Source organism: Streptomyces hygroscopicus, from assembly GCF_026168105.1.
Lineage (GTDB): Bacteria > Actinomycetota > Actinomycetes > Streptomycetales > Streptomycetaceae > Streptomyces > Streptomyces hygroscopicus_D.
The window spans coordinates 41,998-55,450 of sequence record NZ_LBMW01000027.1 but is presented as its reverse complement, the minus strand read 5'-3'; the positions used below and the strand labels follow the sequence as shown (position 1 = coordinate 55,450).

Annotated in this window: 16 protein-coding genes; 2 read left to right on the top strand and 14 right to left on the bottom strand. The window is 67.8% G+C overall.

The features are described 5' to 3' along the window. Nucleotides 1–125 precede the first annotated feature (125 nt). Nucleotides 126–1,094 carry a type I pantothenate kinase gene (coaA, locus tag AAW14_RS24425; RefSeq protein ID WP_265566074.1) on the top strand — a complete coding sequence of 323 codons (969 nt, stop codon included), beginning with the start codon at nucleotides 126–128 and terminating at the stop codon, nucleotides 1,092–1,094. Nucleotides 1,095–1,240: 146 nt separating this feature from the next. Here the strand turns inward: coaA and glmM are convergent, their stop codons facing one another. The 3 genes from glmM to rplM form a co-directional block, all read right to left on the bottom strand. Beyond that, nucleotides 1,241–2,599, bottom strand: coding sequence for a phosphoglucosamine mutase (gene glmM / locus AAW14_RS24420; RefSeq protein ID WP_265566073.1), 1,359 nt, complete (start codon nucleotides 2,597–2,599; stop codon nucleotides 1,241–1,243). A gap of 252 nt (nucleotides 2,600–2,851) precedes the next feature. After that, entirely contained in the window at nucleotides 2,852–3,364 is a 513-nt protein-coding gene (rpsI, locus tag AAW14_RS24415; RefSeq protein WP_265566072.1) for a 30S ribosomal protein S9, read from the bottom strand. A gap of 42 nt (nucleotides 3,365–3,406) precedes the next feature. Continuing rightward, nucleotides 3,407–3,850, bottom strand: coding sequence for a 50S ribosomal protein L13 (gene rplM, locus AAW14_RS24410; protein WP_265566071.1), 444 nt, complete (start codon nucleotides 3,848–3,850; stop codon nucleotides 3,407–3,409). 349 nt (nucleotides 3,851–4,199) lie between these two features. Here rplM and AAW14_RS24405 point away from each other — a divergent pair, with 349 nt between their 5' ends. Next, nucleotides 4,200–5,075: a hypothetical protein gene (locus tag AAW14_RS24405; RefSeq protein ID WP_265566070.1), complete on the top strand. Its 876-nt coding sequence runs from the start codon at nucleotides 4,200–4,202 to the stop codon at nucleotides 5,073–5,075. A gap of 18 nt (nucleotides 5,076–5,093) precedes the next feature. On the opposite strand, the gene AAW14_RS24400 is transcribed toward AAW14_RS24405, so the two are convergent. The 11 genes from AAW14_RS24400 to secY form a co-directional block, all read right to left on the bottom strand. Further along, nucleotides 5,094–5,855 carry a polyprenol monophosphomannose synthase gene (locus tag AAW14_RS24400; protein WP_265566069.1) on the bottom strand — a complete coding sequence of 254 codons (762 nt, stop codon included), beginning with the start codon at nucleotides 5,853–5,855 and terminating at the stop codon, nucleotides 5,094–5,096. 186 nt (nucleotides 5,856–6,041) lie between these two features. After that, entirely contained in the window at nucleotides 6,042–6,905 is an 864-nt protein-coding gene (truA, locus tag AAW14_RS24395) for a tRNA pseudouridine(38-40) synthase TruA (protein WP_265566068.1), read from the bottom strand. 98 nt (nucleotides 6,906–7,003) lie between these two features. Beyond that, nucleotides 7,004–7,507: a 50S ribosomal protein L17 gene (gene rplQ / locus AAW14_RS24390; protein WP_265566067.1), complete on the bottom strand. Its 504-nt coding sequence runs from the start codon at nucleotides 7,505–7,507 to the stop codon at nucleotides 7,004–7,006. Between the two features lie 174 nt (nucleotides 7,508–7,681). Beyond that, nucleotides 7,682–8,704: a DNA-directed RNA polymerase subunit alpha gene (locus tag AAW14_RS24385; RefSeq protein ID WP_003966937.1), complete on the bottom strand. Its 1,023-nt coding sequence runs from the start codon at nucleotides 8,702–8,704 to the stop codon at nucleotides 7,682–7,684. Between the two features lie 159 nt (nucleotides 8,705–8,863). Continuing rightward, on the bottom strand, nucleotides 8,864–9,268 hold the full coding sequence (rpsK, locus tag AAW14_RS24380; RefSeq protein ID WP_003956432.1) for a 30S ribosomal protein S11: 405 nt from the start codon (nucleotides 9,266–9,268) through the stop codon (nucleotides 8,864–8,866). A gap of 64 nt (nucleotides 9,269–9,332) precedes the next feature. After that, on the bottom strand, nucleotides 9,333–9,713 hold the full coding sequence (gene rpsM, locus AAW14_RS24375; RefSeq protein WP_030788235.1) for a 30S ribosomal protein S13: 381 nt from the start codon (nucleotides 9,711–9,713) through the stop codon (nucleotides 9,333–9,335). Between the two features lie 192 nt (nucleotides 9,714–9,905). Then, nucleotides 9,906–10,019, bottom strand: coding sequence for a 50S ribosomal protein L36 (rpmJ, locus tag AAW14_RS24370; protein WP_003998809.1), 114 nt, complete (start codon nucleotides 10,017–10,019; stop codon nucleotides 9,906–9,908). A 62-nt stretch (nucleotides 10,020–10,081) separates the two neighbouring features. Then, complete coding sequence (gene infA / locus AAW14_RS24365; protein WP_003948620.1) at nucleotides 10,082–10,303, bottom strand: translation initiation factor IF-1; 222 nt, start codon at nucleotides 10,301–10,303, stop codon at nucleotides 10,082–10,084. Between the two features lie 141 nt (nucleotides 10,304–10,444). Further along, the gene (map, locus tag AAW14_RS24360; RefSeq protein ID WP_265566066.1) at nucleotides 10,445–11,281 is read right to left on the bottom strand and encodes a type I methionyl aminopeptidase; all 837 of its coding nucleotides are present in this window, start codon (nucleotides 11,279–11,281) and stop codon (nucleotides 10,445–10,447) included. Between the two features lie 134 nt (nucleotides 11,282–11,415). Next, complete coding sequence (locus AAW14_RS24355; RefSeq protein WP_265566065.1) at nucleotides 11,416–12,081, bottom strand: adenylate kinase; 666 nt, start codon at nucleotides 12,079–12,081, stop codon at nucleotides 11,416–11,418. Further along, complete coding sequence (secY, locus tag AAW14_RS24350) at nucleotides 12,081–13,394, bottom strand: preprotein translocase subunit SecY (RefSeq protein ID WP_265566064.1); 1,314 nt, start codon at nucleotides 13,392–13,394, stop codon at nucleotides 12,081–12,083. Before secY ends, AAW14_RS24355 begins: the two co-directional genes overlap by 1 nt. Nucleotides 13,395–13,453 lie beyond the last annotated feature (59 nt).

Here is a 13,453-nt window from a genome sequence, read left to right as displayed (position 1 = left end):
CGGAAATTCCCACCGGGGTACGAAGGCCCGACGCGGCCCGTCCTCGGGGCGCGGCGTGACGGACCCCACCCCCACCCCCGTTCAAACTCCGTTAACAATGGACTGTGATCTCTCCGGTCTCCTCGATGCCCCGGAGCGCCCACCGGTCCCGGCCGGAGGCGACTCCCTACGTCGACCTCACCCGTGCCGAGTGGAGCGCGCTGCGCGACAAGACGCCGCTGCCGCTGACCGCCGAGGAGGTCGAGAAGCTGCGTGGCCTCGGCGACGTCATCGACCTCGACGAGGTGCGGGACATCTATCTGCCGCTGTCCCGGCTGCTGAACCTGTACGTGGGGGCCACGGACGGTCTCAGAGGGGCTCTCAACACCTTCCTCGGGGAACAGGGCTCCCAGTCCGGTACCCCGTTCGTCATAGGCGTGGCGGGGTCCGTGGCGGTCGGCAAGTCCACGGTCGCCCGCCTCCTCCAGGCGCTCCTGTCCCGCTGGCCCGAGCACCCGCGGGTGGAACTGGTCACCACGGACGGCTTCCTGCTTCCCACCAAGGAACTGCAGGCCCGCGGGCTGATGTCGCGAAAGGGTTTCCCCGAGTCGTACGACCGCCGCGCCCTGACCCGTTTCGTCGCCGACATCAAGGCCGGCAAGCACGAGGTGACGGCCCCCGTCTACTCGCATCTGATCTACGACATCGTCCCCGGCCAGAGGCTCACCGTCCGCCGCCCGGACATCCTCATCGTCGAGGGCCTGAACGTGCTCCAGCCCGCCCTGCCCGGCAAGGACGGCCGCACCCGGGTCGGCCTCGCGGACTATTTCGACTTCAGCGTGTACGTCGACGCGCGCCCCGAGGACATCGAACGCTGGTACCTCAACCGGTTCAAGAAGCTCCGTCAGACGGCCTTCCAGAACCCGTCGTCGTACTTCCGCAAGTACACCCAGGTCTCCGAGGAGGAGGCCCTCGACTATGCCCGGACGACCTGGCGCACCATCAACAAGCCGAATCTGCTGGAGAACGTGGCCCCGACCCGGGGCCGCGCCACCCTGGTGCTGCGCAAGGGCCCGGACCACAAGGTGCAGCGGCTGAGCCTGCGCAAGCTGTGAACCCGGCGGCCGACAGGTCCTGGACCCTCGCCATGCCGGGCGTCATGCCGGGCGGGGGGGGGGCGCGGGGAACTGCGCGACAAGCCACATAGAAGCCGCAGCCCGCGGACGGCAGAACGACCCGCCCCCTGCCCGGAACCCGCCAACTACCCCAGCGCGGACTTGACGGCGTCGGCCAGCCGCCCGGCAACGGACCGCGCCTGATCGATGTCGGCGGCCTCGACCATGACCCGGACGAGCGGCTCGGTCCCCGACGGCCGCAGCAGCACCCGCCCGGTCGCGCCCAGCTCCCGCTCCGCCTCGGCGACGGCGGCGGCCAGGTCAGCGGACGTGGCGACGCGGGACTTGTCGACGTCCGGTACGTTCACGAGCACCTGCGGCAGCCGCTCCATCACGGACGCCAGCTCCTTGAGCGTGCGGCCGGTCTCGGCGACCCGGGCCGCGAGCAGCAGACCGGTCAGCGTGCCGTCGCCGGTGGTGGCGTGGTCGAGGACGATGACATGACCGGACTGCTCGCCGCCGAGCGCGTAGTCCCTCTCCTTCATCTCCTCCAGCACATACCGGTCGCCGACCGCGGTCTGGACGAGTTCGATGCCCTCACGCTCCATGGCCAGCTTGAAGCCCAGATTGGACATGACCGTCGCGACGACGGTGCCGGAGCGCAGTGCGGAACGCTCCCGCATCGCCAGCGCGAGCACGGCCAGGATCTGGTCTCCGTCGACCTCCTCGCCCGTGTGGTCGACGGCGAGGCACCGGTCGGCGTCGCCGTCGTGCGCGATGCCGAGGTCGGCGCCGTGCTCGACGACGGCGGCCTTCAGCTTGTCCAGGTGGGTCGAGCCACAGCCGTCGTTGATGTTGAGGCCGTCCGGCTCCGCGCCGATGGTGACGATCTCGGCGCCGGCGCGGGTGAACGCCTCGGGGGACACCCGGGCGGCGGCGCCATGCGCCTCGTCGAGAACGACCTTCAGCCCCTCGAGCCGGTTCGGCAGGACGTCGAGGAGATGGCCGACGTACTGCTCGAGGCCCTCGTCGTACGCCTTCACACGGCCGACCCCGGCACCGGTGGGCCGGTCCCAGGGAGCCCCGGTGCGGTGCTCCTCGTACACGGCCTCGATCTTGTCCTCCAGCTCGTCGGCGAGCTTGTGACCGCCGCGTGCGAAGAACTTGATGCCGTTGTCGGGCATGGCGTTGTGGCTGGCGGAGAGCATCACGCCCAGGTCGGCACCGAGCGCGCCCGTCAGATGCGCGACGGCCGGGGTGGGCAGCACGCCTACGCGCAGCACGTCCACGCCCGCGCTGGCGAGGCCGGCGACCACGGCTGCCTCCAGGAACTCCCCGGACGCGCGCGGATCGCGCCCGACGACCGCCGTCGGCCGGTGGCCCTCGAACGTGCCCGCCTCGGCGAGTACGTGCGCCGCCGCCACGGACAGACCGAGCGCCATCTCGGCCGTGAGATCCGCGTTGGCGACACCGCGCACGCCGTCCGTGCCGAAGAGTCGTCCCACTTGGTGTCCTCCGAACTTGCTGCGAATGTGCGGCTCATGCCGAGTTTCCAGACAGGGAGGGGATACGTACATCCCCTGGACACCTGTCTTCAGGCTTATCCCCCCATGAAATGTCCGAGAGTGCAGGAATTGCCCCATAAGCCCGTGATAAGCAATCGCCTCCCGTAAACGAACCGCCCCGGCGGCACAGAGCGTGCTGCCGGGGCGATACGTGCGCGCGACAGGCGTAGGACGCCCGCGCGACCAGCGCGCTTAGCGCTTGCTGTACTGCGGAGCCTTGCGGGCCTTCTTCAGTCCGGCCTTCTTCCGCTCGACCGCACGGTCGTCGCGGCGGAGGAAGCCGGCCTTCTTCAGCGCGCCGCGGTTGTTGTCGACGTCCGCCTCGTTCAGCGCACGGGCGACACCGAGACGGAGCGCACCGGCCTGGCCGGAGACACCGCCACCAGCGATGCGGGCGATGACGTCGTAGCGGCCCTCGAGCTCGAGCACCTTGAAGGGCTCGTTGACTTCCTGCTGGTGCACCTTGTTCGGGAAGTAGTCCTCGAGGGTGCGACCGTTGATCTTCCACTTGCCGGAGCCCGGAACGATCCGGACGCGGGCGATGGCGTTCTTACGGCGGCCCAGGCCGGCGGCCGGCTGGGGCTCACCGAAGCGGGACGCGAGGGACTCGGAGGTGTACTCACCCTCCAGCGGGACCTCGGTCTCGGTGGTGTAGCTGTCGATGTCAAGCTCTTCGAGCGGCTGCTCGGCAGTGGTCTCGGCCACGATTCTCCTCAGATTCTGTTCAGTCTTAGGGGGTGGCCGGACTTACTGCGCGACCTGGGTGATCTCGTACGGCACCGGCTGCTGGGCAGCGTGCGGGTGCTGGTCGCCCGAGTAGACCTTCAGCTTCGAGAGCATCTGACGACCCAGGGTGTTCTTGGGGAGCATGCCCTTGACGGCCTTCTCGACGGCCTTCTCGGGGTTGTTGGCCAGCAGGTCGTCGTAGCGGACGGAGCGCAGACCACCCGGGTAGCCGGAGTGGCGGTACGCCATCTTCTGGGTCCGCTTGTTGCCGGACAGGTGAACCCTGTCCGCGTTGATGATGATGACGAAGTCGCCGGCGTCCACGTGGGGCGCATAGATCGGCTTGTGCTTGCCGCGCAGAAGGGTGGCGGCGGTGGTGGCCAGACGGCCCAGGACGACGTCCTGGGCGTCAATGACGTGCCACTGACGCGTCACATCGCCGGGCTTGGGGCTGTACGTACGCACGGTTCGTAGCCTTCGCTTCTTCAGTGAGGATCCTGACAAGGTCACCGAAGACGATCACGACAGCCCTGACCGCACAGCGGTGACGCAAACCGCGTGCTGGTCGCTGGTCATCGGCCCGGTGGACCGGTGTAAGGGCCCCTCACGTGAGAATGAGCAAGCCAATACACATAACGAACAGCCAGGATAACGGGGGCGCCCACACGGGTCAAAATGAAGGCTCGCGCGTGGCCCGGCGCCCGGACGCACGGTGCCGTTGTGCCTGATGTGGCCTGTGTTGTCACTGTGCCGCTCACCGTGCCGCTCGAAGGTACGGGACAACGCGGCCCGTCCCCCGTCTAAGATGCGCCGCATGAGTTATGGGCAGGGGGAGCCTCAGTGGGATCCCTGGAAACCGAGTTCCCAGCAACAGCAGTGGGGCAGCCGGAGCAGCGGCCCCGACTGGGCCGCGCTCGCCGAGGCCTCCGAGGCGCGCAACAAACGCCGCCGGCTGCTGCTGATCTTCGGCGGCGCCCTGGCCACGGTAGGGGTCGGCGCGGCCGTCGCGGTGGCGGTGGTGTCCGCCAACGGCAGCACCCAGGCCTCCAACAAGCCCACCAGCCAGCTGCCCGGCACCGCGAAGATTCCCAGTCAGAGCGCCGACACCGCTCCGTCGTTCGCACCTACCTCGGCCCCTCCCCCGCTGAACCCGATGGACTTCATCTCCAGCGCGAAGAAGGACACGGCGCCGATCAGCGTGGACACGCTGTTCCCGGGCACCCAGCTGACCATCGGCGCGAACGTCTACGCGAAGGGCCCCACGGCCGCCACGACGAACTGCGCGTCGGCAGTGCAGGGCACACTGCCCGCGGTGCTCACCAAGAACGGCTGCACCCGCCTCTTCCGCGCCACCTACACCAAGGACGGCGTCGCCGTGACGGTCGGCGTGGCCCTCTTCGACACCACGGCCAAGGCCACGGCGGCAAAGCAGCAGGCGGACAGCAAGAGCATCATCACCTCGCTGACCGGCCAGGGCGTGCCCGCCTTCTGCCGTACGACGGTCTGCCGCTCGACCACCAACTCCTACGGCCGCTACGCCTACTTCACGCTCGCCGGCTTCACCAACGGCAAGGACGTCACAGCCAAGGACGCGAAGGTCTTCGCCGCCGGCGACGATCTGGCGGAGTTCGCGTTCCGCCAGATCCGCCGCCGCGGCGAGGCACAGGCGAACGCGGCGGCCAACCAGTAGGCGGACCGCCGCCCAGGCCTACCGGTGCTTCAGGCGCAGCCTGATCGGCACCACCGCCGACTCCAGCTGGGTGCGCAGCGTCATCTTCGAGACACCCTCGGTGCGCTCCGCGAACCGGATCGGGATCTCGACGGCGCTGTGCCCGGCCCGGGTGGCCTTGTACTTCAGCTCGACCTGGAAGCTGTAGCCCGCGCTGTCCAGCGTGGAGAGGTCCACGTCCCGCAGCGTCCCCGCCGACCACAGGTTGAAGCCCGCCGTGATGTCCTTGATCTTCGTGCCGAGGACGGCCCGGGCGTAGCGGTTGGCGAAGCGGGACAGCAGGACCCGGTGCACACCCCAGTCCTCGTCCAGCGAGCCGCCGTCCACGTACCGGCTGCCGATGACCAGTCCGGCGCCGGAGGTGACCGCCGCGTCCAGCATGCGCGGGACCGCCTCCACCGGGTGACTGCCGTCGGCGTCCATCTGGACGACGTACGCGGCGCCCTCATCCAGCGCGGCGGTCATGCCCGCCGTGTACGCCCGCCCCAGGCCGTCCTTCTCGGTGCGGTGCAGCACGCTCATCCGGCGCCGGCCGTCCGCGGTGTCGTTGTACTTCTCGGCGAGCTCCTCGGCGATCCGCCCGGTACCGTCCGGGCTGGAGTCGTCGACGATCTTCAGGTGCAGCCCGTCGAGCGGCAGCCCCAGCACGGCCTCGGCCATCCGCGGCAGGTTCGCCGCCTCGTTGTACGTGGGCATCACCACGGTGACCGGTATGTCGCCGTGTGCCTCGTGTTCCGTCATCTTCCTGCCTCTCCCGGCATTCAGGCGGTCTTGATCCAGATGCGGCACGCGCGCACTCCATGCCGAACACACTCTGCCACTGGGCGTGACCGGTCTTGTCCGCAGATATTAGACGTGCGATCGTACTGATCATCTGCGAGGGCGCTCCGCGTGCCCGGCCACCCGGCACTGCGTCCGGCTGACTGGCTAACAGGTGTCGCACCTGGCGGCACCGGGCAGCGACCGCTTGTTCCGCGCCTCCTTGTTGCGCGCGGCGAGCAGCTCGTCGGCCGGGTAGCCGACCTCCTCGAGCGTGAGCCCGTGCGGCCGTACGACGTGCACGGCCGAGTCCCGGACACCGGCGGCAAGCACCTTCCCCGGCCAGTCGGGCGCCCGGTGGCCGTCACCGACGAACAGCAGCGCCCCGATCAGCGACCGCACCATGTTGTGGCAGAAGGCGTCCGCGCGCACGGTGGCGGTGATGATCCCGTCGTCACCGCGCACCAGGCTCAGCTCCTGGAGCGTACGGATCGTGGTGGCCCCTTCGCGCCGTTTGCAGTACGCGGCGAAGTCGTGCTCCCCGAGCAGCCGCTGAGCGGCCTCGTTCATGGCGTCCACGTCCAACGGCCAGTCGTGCCACAGCACGTGGTTGCGCAGCAGGGGATCGACACCGCCGGGGTTGTCGGTGACCCGGTAGGCGTACCGCCGCCAGATCGCGGAGAAACGGGCGTTGAAGCCGCTGGGCGCCTCCCTCAGGGCCCACACCCGCACATCCTTGGGCAGCCGCCCGGCGAGCCGCTTGAGCAGCTTCCCACGGTGCTCGCCCCAGACCTCCCGGGGCAGATCGACATGGGCGACCTGTCCCCGCGCATGCACCCCGGCATCGGTCCGCCCGGCCACCGTCAGCTCGTAGGCGTCCTTCGACCGCGTCACCGTGCGCAGAGCGTCCTCGATCTCCCCCTGCACGGTCCGCCGGCCCCCGGCCTGCTTGGCCCACCCGGAGAACTCGGCGCCGTCGTAGGAGAGGTCGAGACGCACCCGTACCGAACCGGGCTGTACTTCATCACTCACGTACTGAATCCTCTCAGGCGGCTGCGGCACGCTGCGTCCCCGCCAACGCGAAAGCGGGCCCGCCCCAACGGACGGACCCGCTTCCGGCGAGGTCAACCTCAGGCGTCCTTGGACTCCTCGGCAGCCTCCGCGGCCGGAGCCTCGGACTCCTCGACCTTGGTCTCCTCGACCTTGGCAGCCTCGGACTCCTTGACGGCGCGCTTGGTCGCCGCCTCGGCCTCGCCGACCGCCTTCTGCTGAACCGTCAGCGCCTCGACCAGCTCGATCACGGCCATGGGCGCGTTGTCGCCACGGCGGTTACCGATCTTGGTGATGCGGGTGTAGCCACCCGGACGGTTCTCATAGCGCGGGCCGATCTCGGTGAAGAGCGTGTGGACGATGCTCTTGTCCGTGATGACCTGAAGCACCTGACGGCGGTTGTGAAGGTCGCCCTTCTTCGCCTTGGTGATCAGACGCTCGGCGTACGGGCGCAGGCGGCGGGCCTTCGCCTCGGTGGTGGTGATACGGCCGTGCTCGAACAGCGACTTCGCGAGGTTCGCGAGGAGCAGCTTCTCGTGCGCGGCACTGCCGCCCATGCGGGCACCCTTGGTGGGCTTCGGCATCGTGTTTCTCCTAGGTGTCTGCCCCGGCCGTGTCAGGTACCGGGGTCAGTATCCGAGCAGACGGTCGCCTGTCGGAGATCCAGACCCCCCGAAGGAGGCCTGGAATGGGCGCGGGGAACTGCGCGACCAGCCACAACCGGCCCGCAGACGCAGTACGGCCTCCCCGCGGAGCGCTTAGTACTGCTCGGTCTCGACGAACCCGGCGTCCGCGTCGTCGTCCGCGCCGAAGGCGTCCGCGGCGGCGGTCGGGTCGAATCCGGGGGGGCTGTCCTTCAGGGCCAGGCCCATGCCGGCCAGCTTCGCCTTGACCTCGTCGATGGACTTCGCACCGAAGTTGCGGATGTCCAGGAGGTCGGCCTCCGAGCGGGCGACGAGCTCACCCACGGAGTGGATGCCCTCACGCTTGAGGCAGTTGTAGGAGCGGACCGTGAGCTCCAGCTCCTCGATCGGCAGCGCCAGGTCGGCGGCGAGGGCGGCGTCCGTCGGGGACGGACCCATGTCGATGCCCTCGGCGTCGATGTTCAGCTCGCGGGCGAGACCGAACAGCTCGACCAGGGTCTTGCCGGCCGACGCCATGGCGTCACGCGGCCGCATGGCCTGCTTGGTCTCGACGTCGACGATCAGCTTGTCGAAGTCGGTGCGCTGCTCGACACGGGTCGCCTCGACCTTGTACGTGACCTTCAGAACCGGCGAGTAGATCGAGTCGACCGGGATACGGCCGATCTCCTGGCCCACCTGCTTGTTCTGCACGGCGGAGACATAGCCGCGACCGCGCTCGACGGTCAGCTCCATCTCCAGCTTGCCCTTGCCGTTGAGCGTGGCGAGGACGAGGTCGGGGTTGTGCACCTCGACACCGGCCGGCGGCGCGATGTCGGCGGCGGTGACCAGACCCGGGCCCTGCTTGCGCAGGTACATCACGACCGGCTCGTCGTGCTCCGAGGAGACGACCAGCTGCTTGATGTTGAGGATCAGGTCGGTGACGTCCTCCTTGACGCCCGGCACGGTGGTGAACTCGTGCAGAACGCCGTCGATGCGGATGGACGTGACGGCCGCACCCGGGATCGAGGAGAGGAGCGTACGACGCAGGGAGTTGCCGAGGGTGTAGCCGAAGCCCGGCTCCAGCGGCTCGATCACGAACCGGGAGCGGAACTCGTCGACGACCTCTTCGGTCAACGACGGACGCTGTGCGATCAGCATGTGTGGATCAGATCCTTCAGTCGTGGGCGCCCGCTATATGACGCCCGACGGAACCCGCGCCTCGCAAGCACGGGGTACTGCGTACTGCAAGGGTACGGGCGGTACGGCCCGACAGGGCCGTACCGCCCGAAAACCGCAGACCGCGAAGCGGCAGCAGCGTCAGACGCGGCGGCGCTTCGGCGGGCGGCAGCCGTTGTGCGGGGTCGGGGTGACGTCCTGGATGGAGCCGACCTCGAGGCCCGTGGCCTGCAGGGAGCGGATGGCGGTCTCACGACCGGAGCCCGGGCCCTTGACGAACACGTCGACCTTGCGCATGCCGTGCTCCTGGGCGCGGCGGGCGGCCGACTCGGCGGCCATCTGCGCGGCGAACGGCGTGGACTTCCTGGAGCCCTTGAAGCCGACGTGGCCGGCGGAGGCCCAGGAGATCACGTTGCCCGACGGGTCGGTGATCGAAACGATGGTGTTGTTGAACGTGCTCTTGATGTGCGCGTGGCCGTGAGCGACGTTCTTCTTTTCCTTGCGGCGCACCTTCTTGGCAGCGCCCTGACGTCCCTTGGGGGGCATCCTTTAACTCCTACGGAGGTGGTCGGTCCTACAGCGAAGACCGTGGACAGGTGTCCGCTGCGGACTACTTCTTGCCCGGCTTCTTCTTGCCGGCGATGGCGCGACGCGGGCCCTTGCGGGTGCGGGCATTGGTGCTGGTGCGCTGACCGCGGACGGGCAGACCGCGGCGGTGCCGCAGACCCTGGTAGCAGCCGATCTCGACCTTGCGGCGGATGTCGGCCTGGATCTCGCGACGGAGGTCACCCTCGGTCTTGATGTTGTTGTCGACGTACTCGCGGATCGCGACGAGCTGCTCCTCGGAGAGGTCGCGAACACGGGTGTTCGGGTCGACGCCGGTCGCAGCCAGCGTCTCCTGCGAGAGGGTCCGGCCGATGCCGAACACGTAGGTGAGGGCGACCTCCACGCGCTTGTCGCGCGGGATGTCAACACCGGAAACGCGTGCCATTCAATGGCTCCAGTTGATCTTCGGAGGTCTTCCGCAGAACCGGCTCCCAGCCGCCGTACGAGGTACGAACTGGGTCCCCGGCCTCCGAACCGGGGGTGTCAGACCTGACGGATCAGGCCCGTGCCCTGCGTATGAACATATTCAGCTTGCGTCGCGCGAAGCTCTGCGAATCGCAGAGGGTGCGGTCGTGCGTCAGCCCTGGCGCTGCTTGTGGCGCGGGTTCTCGCAGATGACCATGACCCGGCCGTGACGGCGGATCACCCTGCACTTGTCGCAGATCTTCTTGACGCTCGGCTTGACCTTCATGGGATGTGAGGTTCTCCGGGTCAGTTGCCGGCAGCCCCGCTCACGCGGGACGTGGGCAAGATCTACTTGTAGCGGTAGACGATCCGGCCACGCGTCAGGTCGTACGGAGACAGCTCCACCACGACCCGGTCGTCAGGGAGGATACGGATGTAGTGCATACGCATCTTGCCGCTGATGTGTGCCAGGACCTGGTGGCCGTTCTGGAGCTCGACCTTGAACATGGCGTTCGGCAGAGACTCGACGACAGTGCCCTCGATCTCGATGGCACCTTGCTTCTTGGCCACGCTTCGCCCTTCGAATCGACTACCTTGATCGACTCCGTACGAGCGCATGCGGACATGCGGATGCACGAGAGCCGACGAGTCAGTCTACGTCAGGGCACCAGGAAACACGAATCGGGGAAGTCTGCCCCAGGACCGAGATCGTTATGCGAGCGGATCGGGGGCGGCGGTGATGCCGTACTCGGCGAGCTTCGCCCTCCCGCCGTCGGGAGCGGTGAGGACGAGCGGACCCTGCTCGGTCAGCGCGACGGAGTGCTCCCAGTGGGAGGACCATGTCCCGTCCGTGGTGATGACCGTCCAGTCGTCCGACAGGACCTCGGTCTTCGGTGTGCCCAGCGACACCATCGGCTCGATGGCGAGGCAGAACCCCGTCACCAGCTTGGGACCCTTGCCCCGCCGCCGGTCCACGTAGTTCAGCAGGTGCGGGTCCATGTGCATCTCGGTGCCGATGCCGTGCCCGCCGTAGTCCTCGATGATCCCGTACCGTCCGCCGCCCGGCTTGGGCTGCCGGCGGATGTACGTCTCGATCGCCCGGGAGACGTCGACGAGCCGGTTGCCCTGCTTCACCGCCGCGATCCCGGCCCACATGGACTCCTCGGTCACCCGCGACAGCTCTATCAGCTCCGGAGCATGACCGGAGCCCACGAACGCGGTGAAGGCCGCGTCCCCGTGCCAGCCGTCCACGATCGCGCCGGCGTCGATGGAGATGACATCGCCGTCCTTCAGGACCACCTCGTCGGACGGGATGCCATGGACGACAACCTCGTTCACCGAGGTGCAGATGGTCGCGGGGAAGCCGCCGTACCCCAGGAAGTTCGACTTGGCCCCGTGCTCCGCGAGTACCTTGCGGGCGACCTCGTCCAGGTCCTTCGTCGTGGCACCCGGCACGGCCGCCTCGCGGGTCGCCGCGTGCACGGCGGCGACGACCAGTCCCGCCTCACGCATCTTGGCGATCTGCTCGGGGGTCTTGATCTGCACCATGGGGGCTGCGGCCTTTCTGGACCGGGGACGGACACTTCAACGATACGGGGCGACGGATCGCGCACTGCCCACACGTCGGCCGCGGCCCCGCCAGGGGAACCGCGGCCGTGGAGCGGCAGTGACGTCAGGGCCGGCTAGTTCTTGTCGCCGACCTTCTGCCGCAGCGCTTCCATCGCGCGCTGGGTGACCTCTTCCACCTTGCCGAGCGCCGGGATCGTGACGACCAGGCCCTGCGACTTGTAGTAGTCGATGATCGGCTCGGTCTGCGTGTGGTAGACCTCCAGCCGCGTGCGTACGGTCTCCTCGGAGTCGTCGTCCCGCTGGTACAGTTCGCCGCCGCAGAGGTCGCAGACGCCCTCCTGCTTCGCCGGCTTGTACGACACGTGGAAGACGTGCGACGAGTCGTTGCGGCAGACGCGGCGCCCCGCGATCCGCTTGACGACCTCTTCCTCGGGAACCTCGAGATCGAGGACGGCGTCCAGCTTCATGCCCTCGGTCTTGAGCATCTCGTCCAGCGCCTCGGCCTGCTTGACGTTGCGCGGGAAGCCGTCCAGCAGGAAGCCGTTCTCCGCGTCGGGCTGCTCCATGCGGTCCTTGGCCATCGCGATGGTGACCTCGTCCGGCACCAGCTCGCCCTTGTCCATGTAGGACTTCGCAAGTTTGCCGAGCTCCGTCTGCTGGCTGATGTTGGCGCGGAACAGGTCGCCCGTGGAGATGTGCGGGATCGACAGGTTCTTGGCGAGGAACGCTGCCTGCGTTCCCTTGCCTGCACCGGGCGGCCCGACGAGGACGATTCGCATCAGCGGAGGAACCCTTCGTAATTGCGCTGCTGGAGCTGGCTCTCGATCTGCTTCACCGTCTCGAGACCCACACCCACGATGATCAGGATGCTGGTGCCACCGAACGGGAAGTTCTGGCTTGCCCCGAAGCCAACCAACGCCATTGTCGGTACGAGAGCGATCAGACCCAGGTACAGCGACCCCGGCCAGGTGATCCGGTTGAGCACATACGAGAGGTACTCAGCGGTGGGCCGACCGGCCCGGATGCCCGGGATGAAGCCACCATACTTCTTCATGTTGTCGGCGACTTCCTCGGGGTTGAACGAGATCGCCACGTAGAAGAACGCGAAGAAAACGATCAGCAAGAAGTAAAGGGTGATGTAAATCGGGTGGTCACCCTTGGTGAGGTTCTGCTGGACCCACGTCTTCCAGTTGGAGTTGCCCCCGGCGAACTGCGCGATCAGGGCCGGGATGTACAGCAGCGACGACGCGAAGATGACGGGAATCACACCCGCCTGGTTCACCTTCAGCGGGATGTAGGTGGACGTACCGCCGTAGGAACGGCGGCCGATCATGCGCTTGGCGTACTGGACGGGGATACGCCGCTGCGCCTGCTCGACGAAGACCACCAGGCCGACCATGACCAGGCCGACGAAGATCACGGTGCCGAACTCGATCCAGCCGCCGGCCAGGGTGCCCTGCTTCTTGATGGCCCACAGCGCGGACGGGAAGGTCGCGGCGATCGAGATGAACATGAGGATCGACATGCCATTGCCGATACCGCGGTCCGTGATCAGCTCGCCGAGCCACATGACGACGGCGGTGCCGGCGGTCATGCAGATGACCATCGTGATGGTGGCGAAGATCGACTGGTCGGGGACGATCTGGTTGCCGACCGAGCAGGTGCCGAACAGCGCGCCGCTGCGCGCCGTCGCCACCAGGCCGGTGCCCTGCAGGATGGCCAGGGCGATCGTCAGGTAGCGCGTGTACTGGGTGATCTTCGCGGTTCCCGCCTGTCCCTCCTTCTTGAGGGCTTCGAGACGCGGAATCACGACGGTCAGCAGCTGCAGAATGATGCTGGCCGTGATGTACGGCATGATGCCCAGCGCGAAGATCGTGATCTGCAGCAGGGCGCCACCGCTGAACATGTTGACCAGACCGAAGAGGCCCTGGTTGCCCGACGCCTGCTGCACGCAGATCTGGACGTTCTTGTAGTCGACACCCGGGATCGGAATGTGGGTACCCACGCGGTAGACCACGATGATGCCGAGCGTGAAGAGCAGCTTCTTGCGCAGGTCGGGCGTCCTGAACGCCCGGGCGAACGCGGTGAGCACGGTGCCTCCTGCGACCCCCGCGCAACTGCGTCAAGGGTGAGTCTTGAGATTCCGACTGA

Bases quoted from the DNA above. Each gene is read 5' to 3' on its own strand.
- AAW14_RS24400 (WP_265566069.1), bottom strand. From the start codon at position 5,855: ATGACGGAACACGAGGCACACGGCGACATACCGGTCACCGTGGTGATG.
- AAW14_RS24385 (WP_003966937.1), bottom strand. From the start codon at position 8,704: ATGCTGATCGCACAGCGTCCGTCGTTGACCGAAGAGGTCGTCGACGAG.
- AAW14_RS24355 (WP_265566065.1), bottom strand. From the start codon at position 12,081: ATGCGAATCGTCCTCGTCGGGCCGCCCGGTGCAGGCAAGGGAACGCAG.
- AAW14_RS24405 (WP_265566070.1), top strand. From the start codon at position 4,200: ATGAGTTATGGGCAGGGGGAGCCTCAGTGGGATCCCTGGAAACCGAGT.
- rpmJ (WP_003998809.1), bottom strand. From the start codon at position 10,019: ATGAAGGTCAAGCCGAGCGTCAAGAAGATCTGCGACAAGTGCAGGGTG.
- rpsM (WP_030788235.1), bottom strand. From the start codon at position 9,713: ATGGCACGCGTTTCCGGTGTTGACATCCCGCGCGACAAGCGCGTGGAG.
- coaA (WP_265566074.1), top strand. From the start codon at position 126: ATGCCCCGGAGCGCCCACCGGTCCCGGCCGGAGGCGACTCCCTACGTC.
- rplQ (WP_265566067.1), bottom strand. From the start codon at position 7,507: ATGCCGAAGCCCACCAAGGGTGCCCGCATGGGCGGCAGTGCCGCGCAC.
- map (WP_265566066.1), bottom strand. From the start codon at position 11,281: ATGGTGCAGATCAAGACCCCCGAGCAGATCGCCAAGATGCGTGAGGCG.
- rpsK (WP_003956432.1), bottom strand. From the start codon at position 9,268: ATGCCCCCCAAGGGACGTCAGGGCGCTGCCAAGAAGGTGCGCCGCAAG.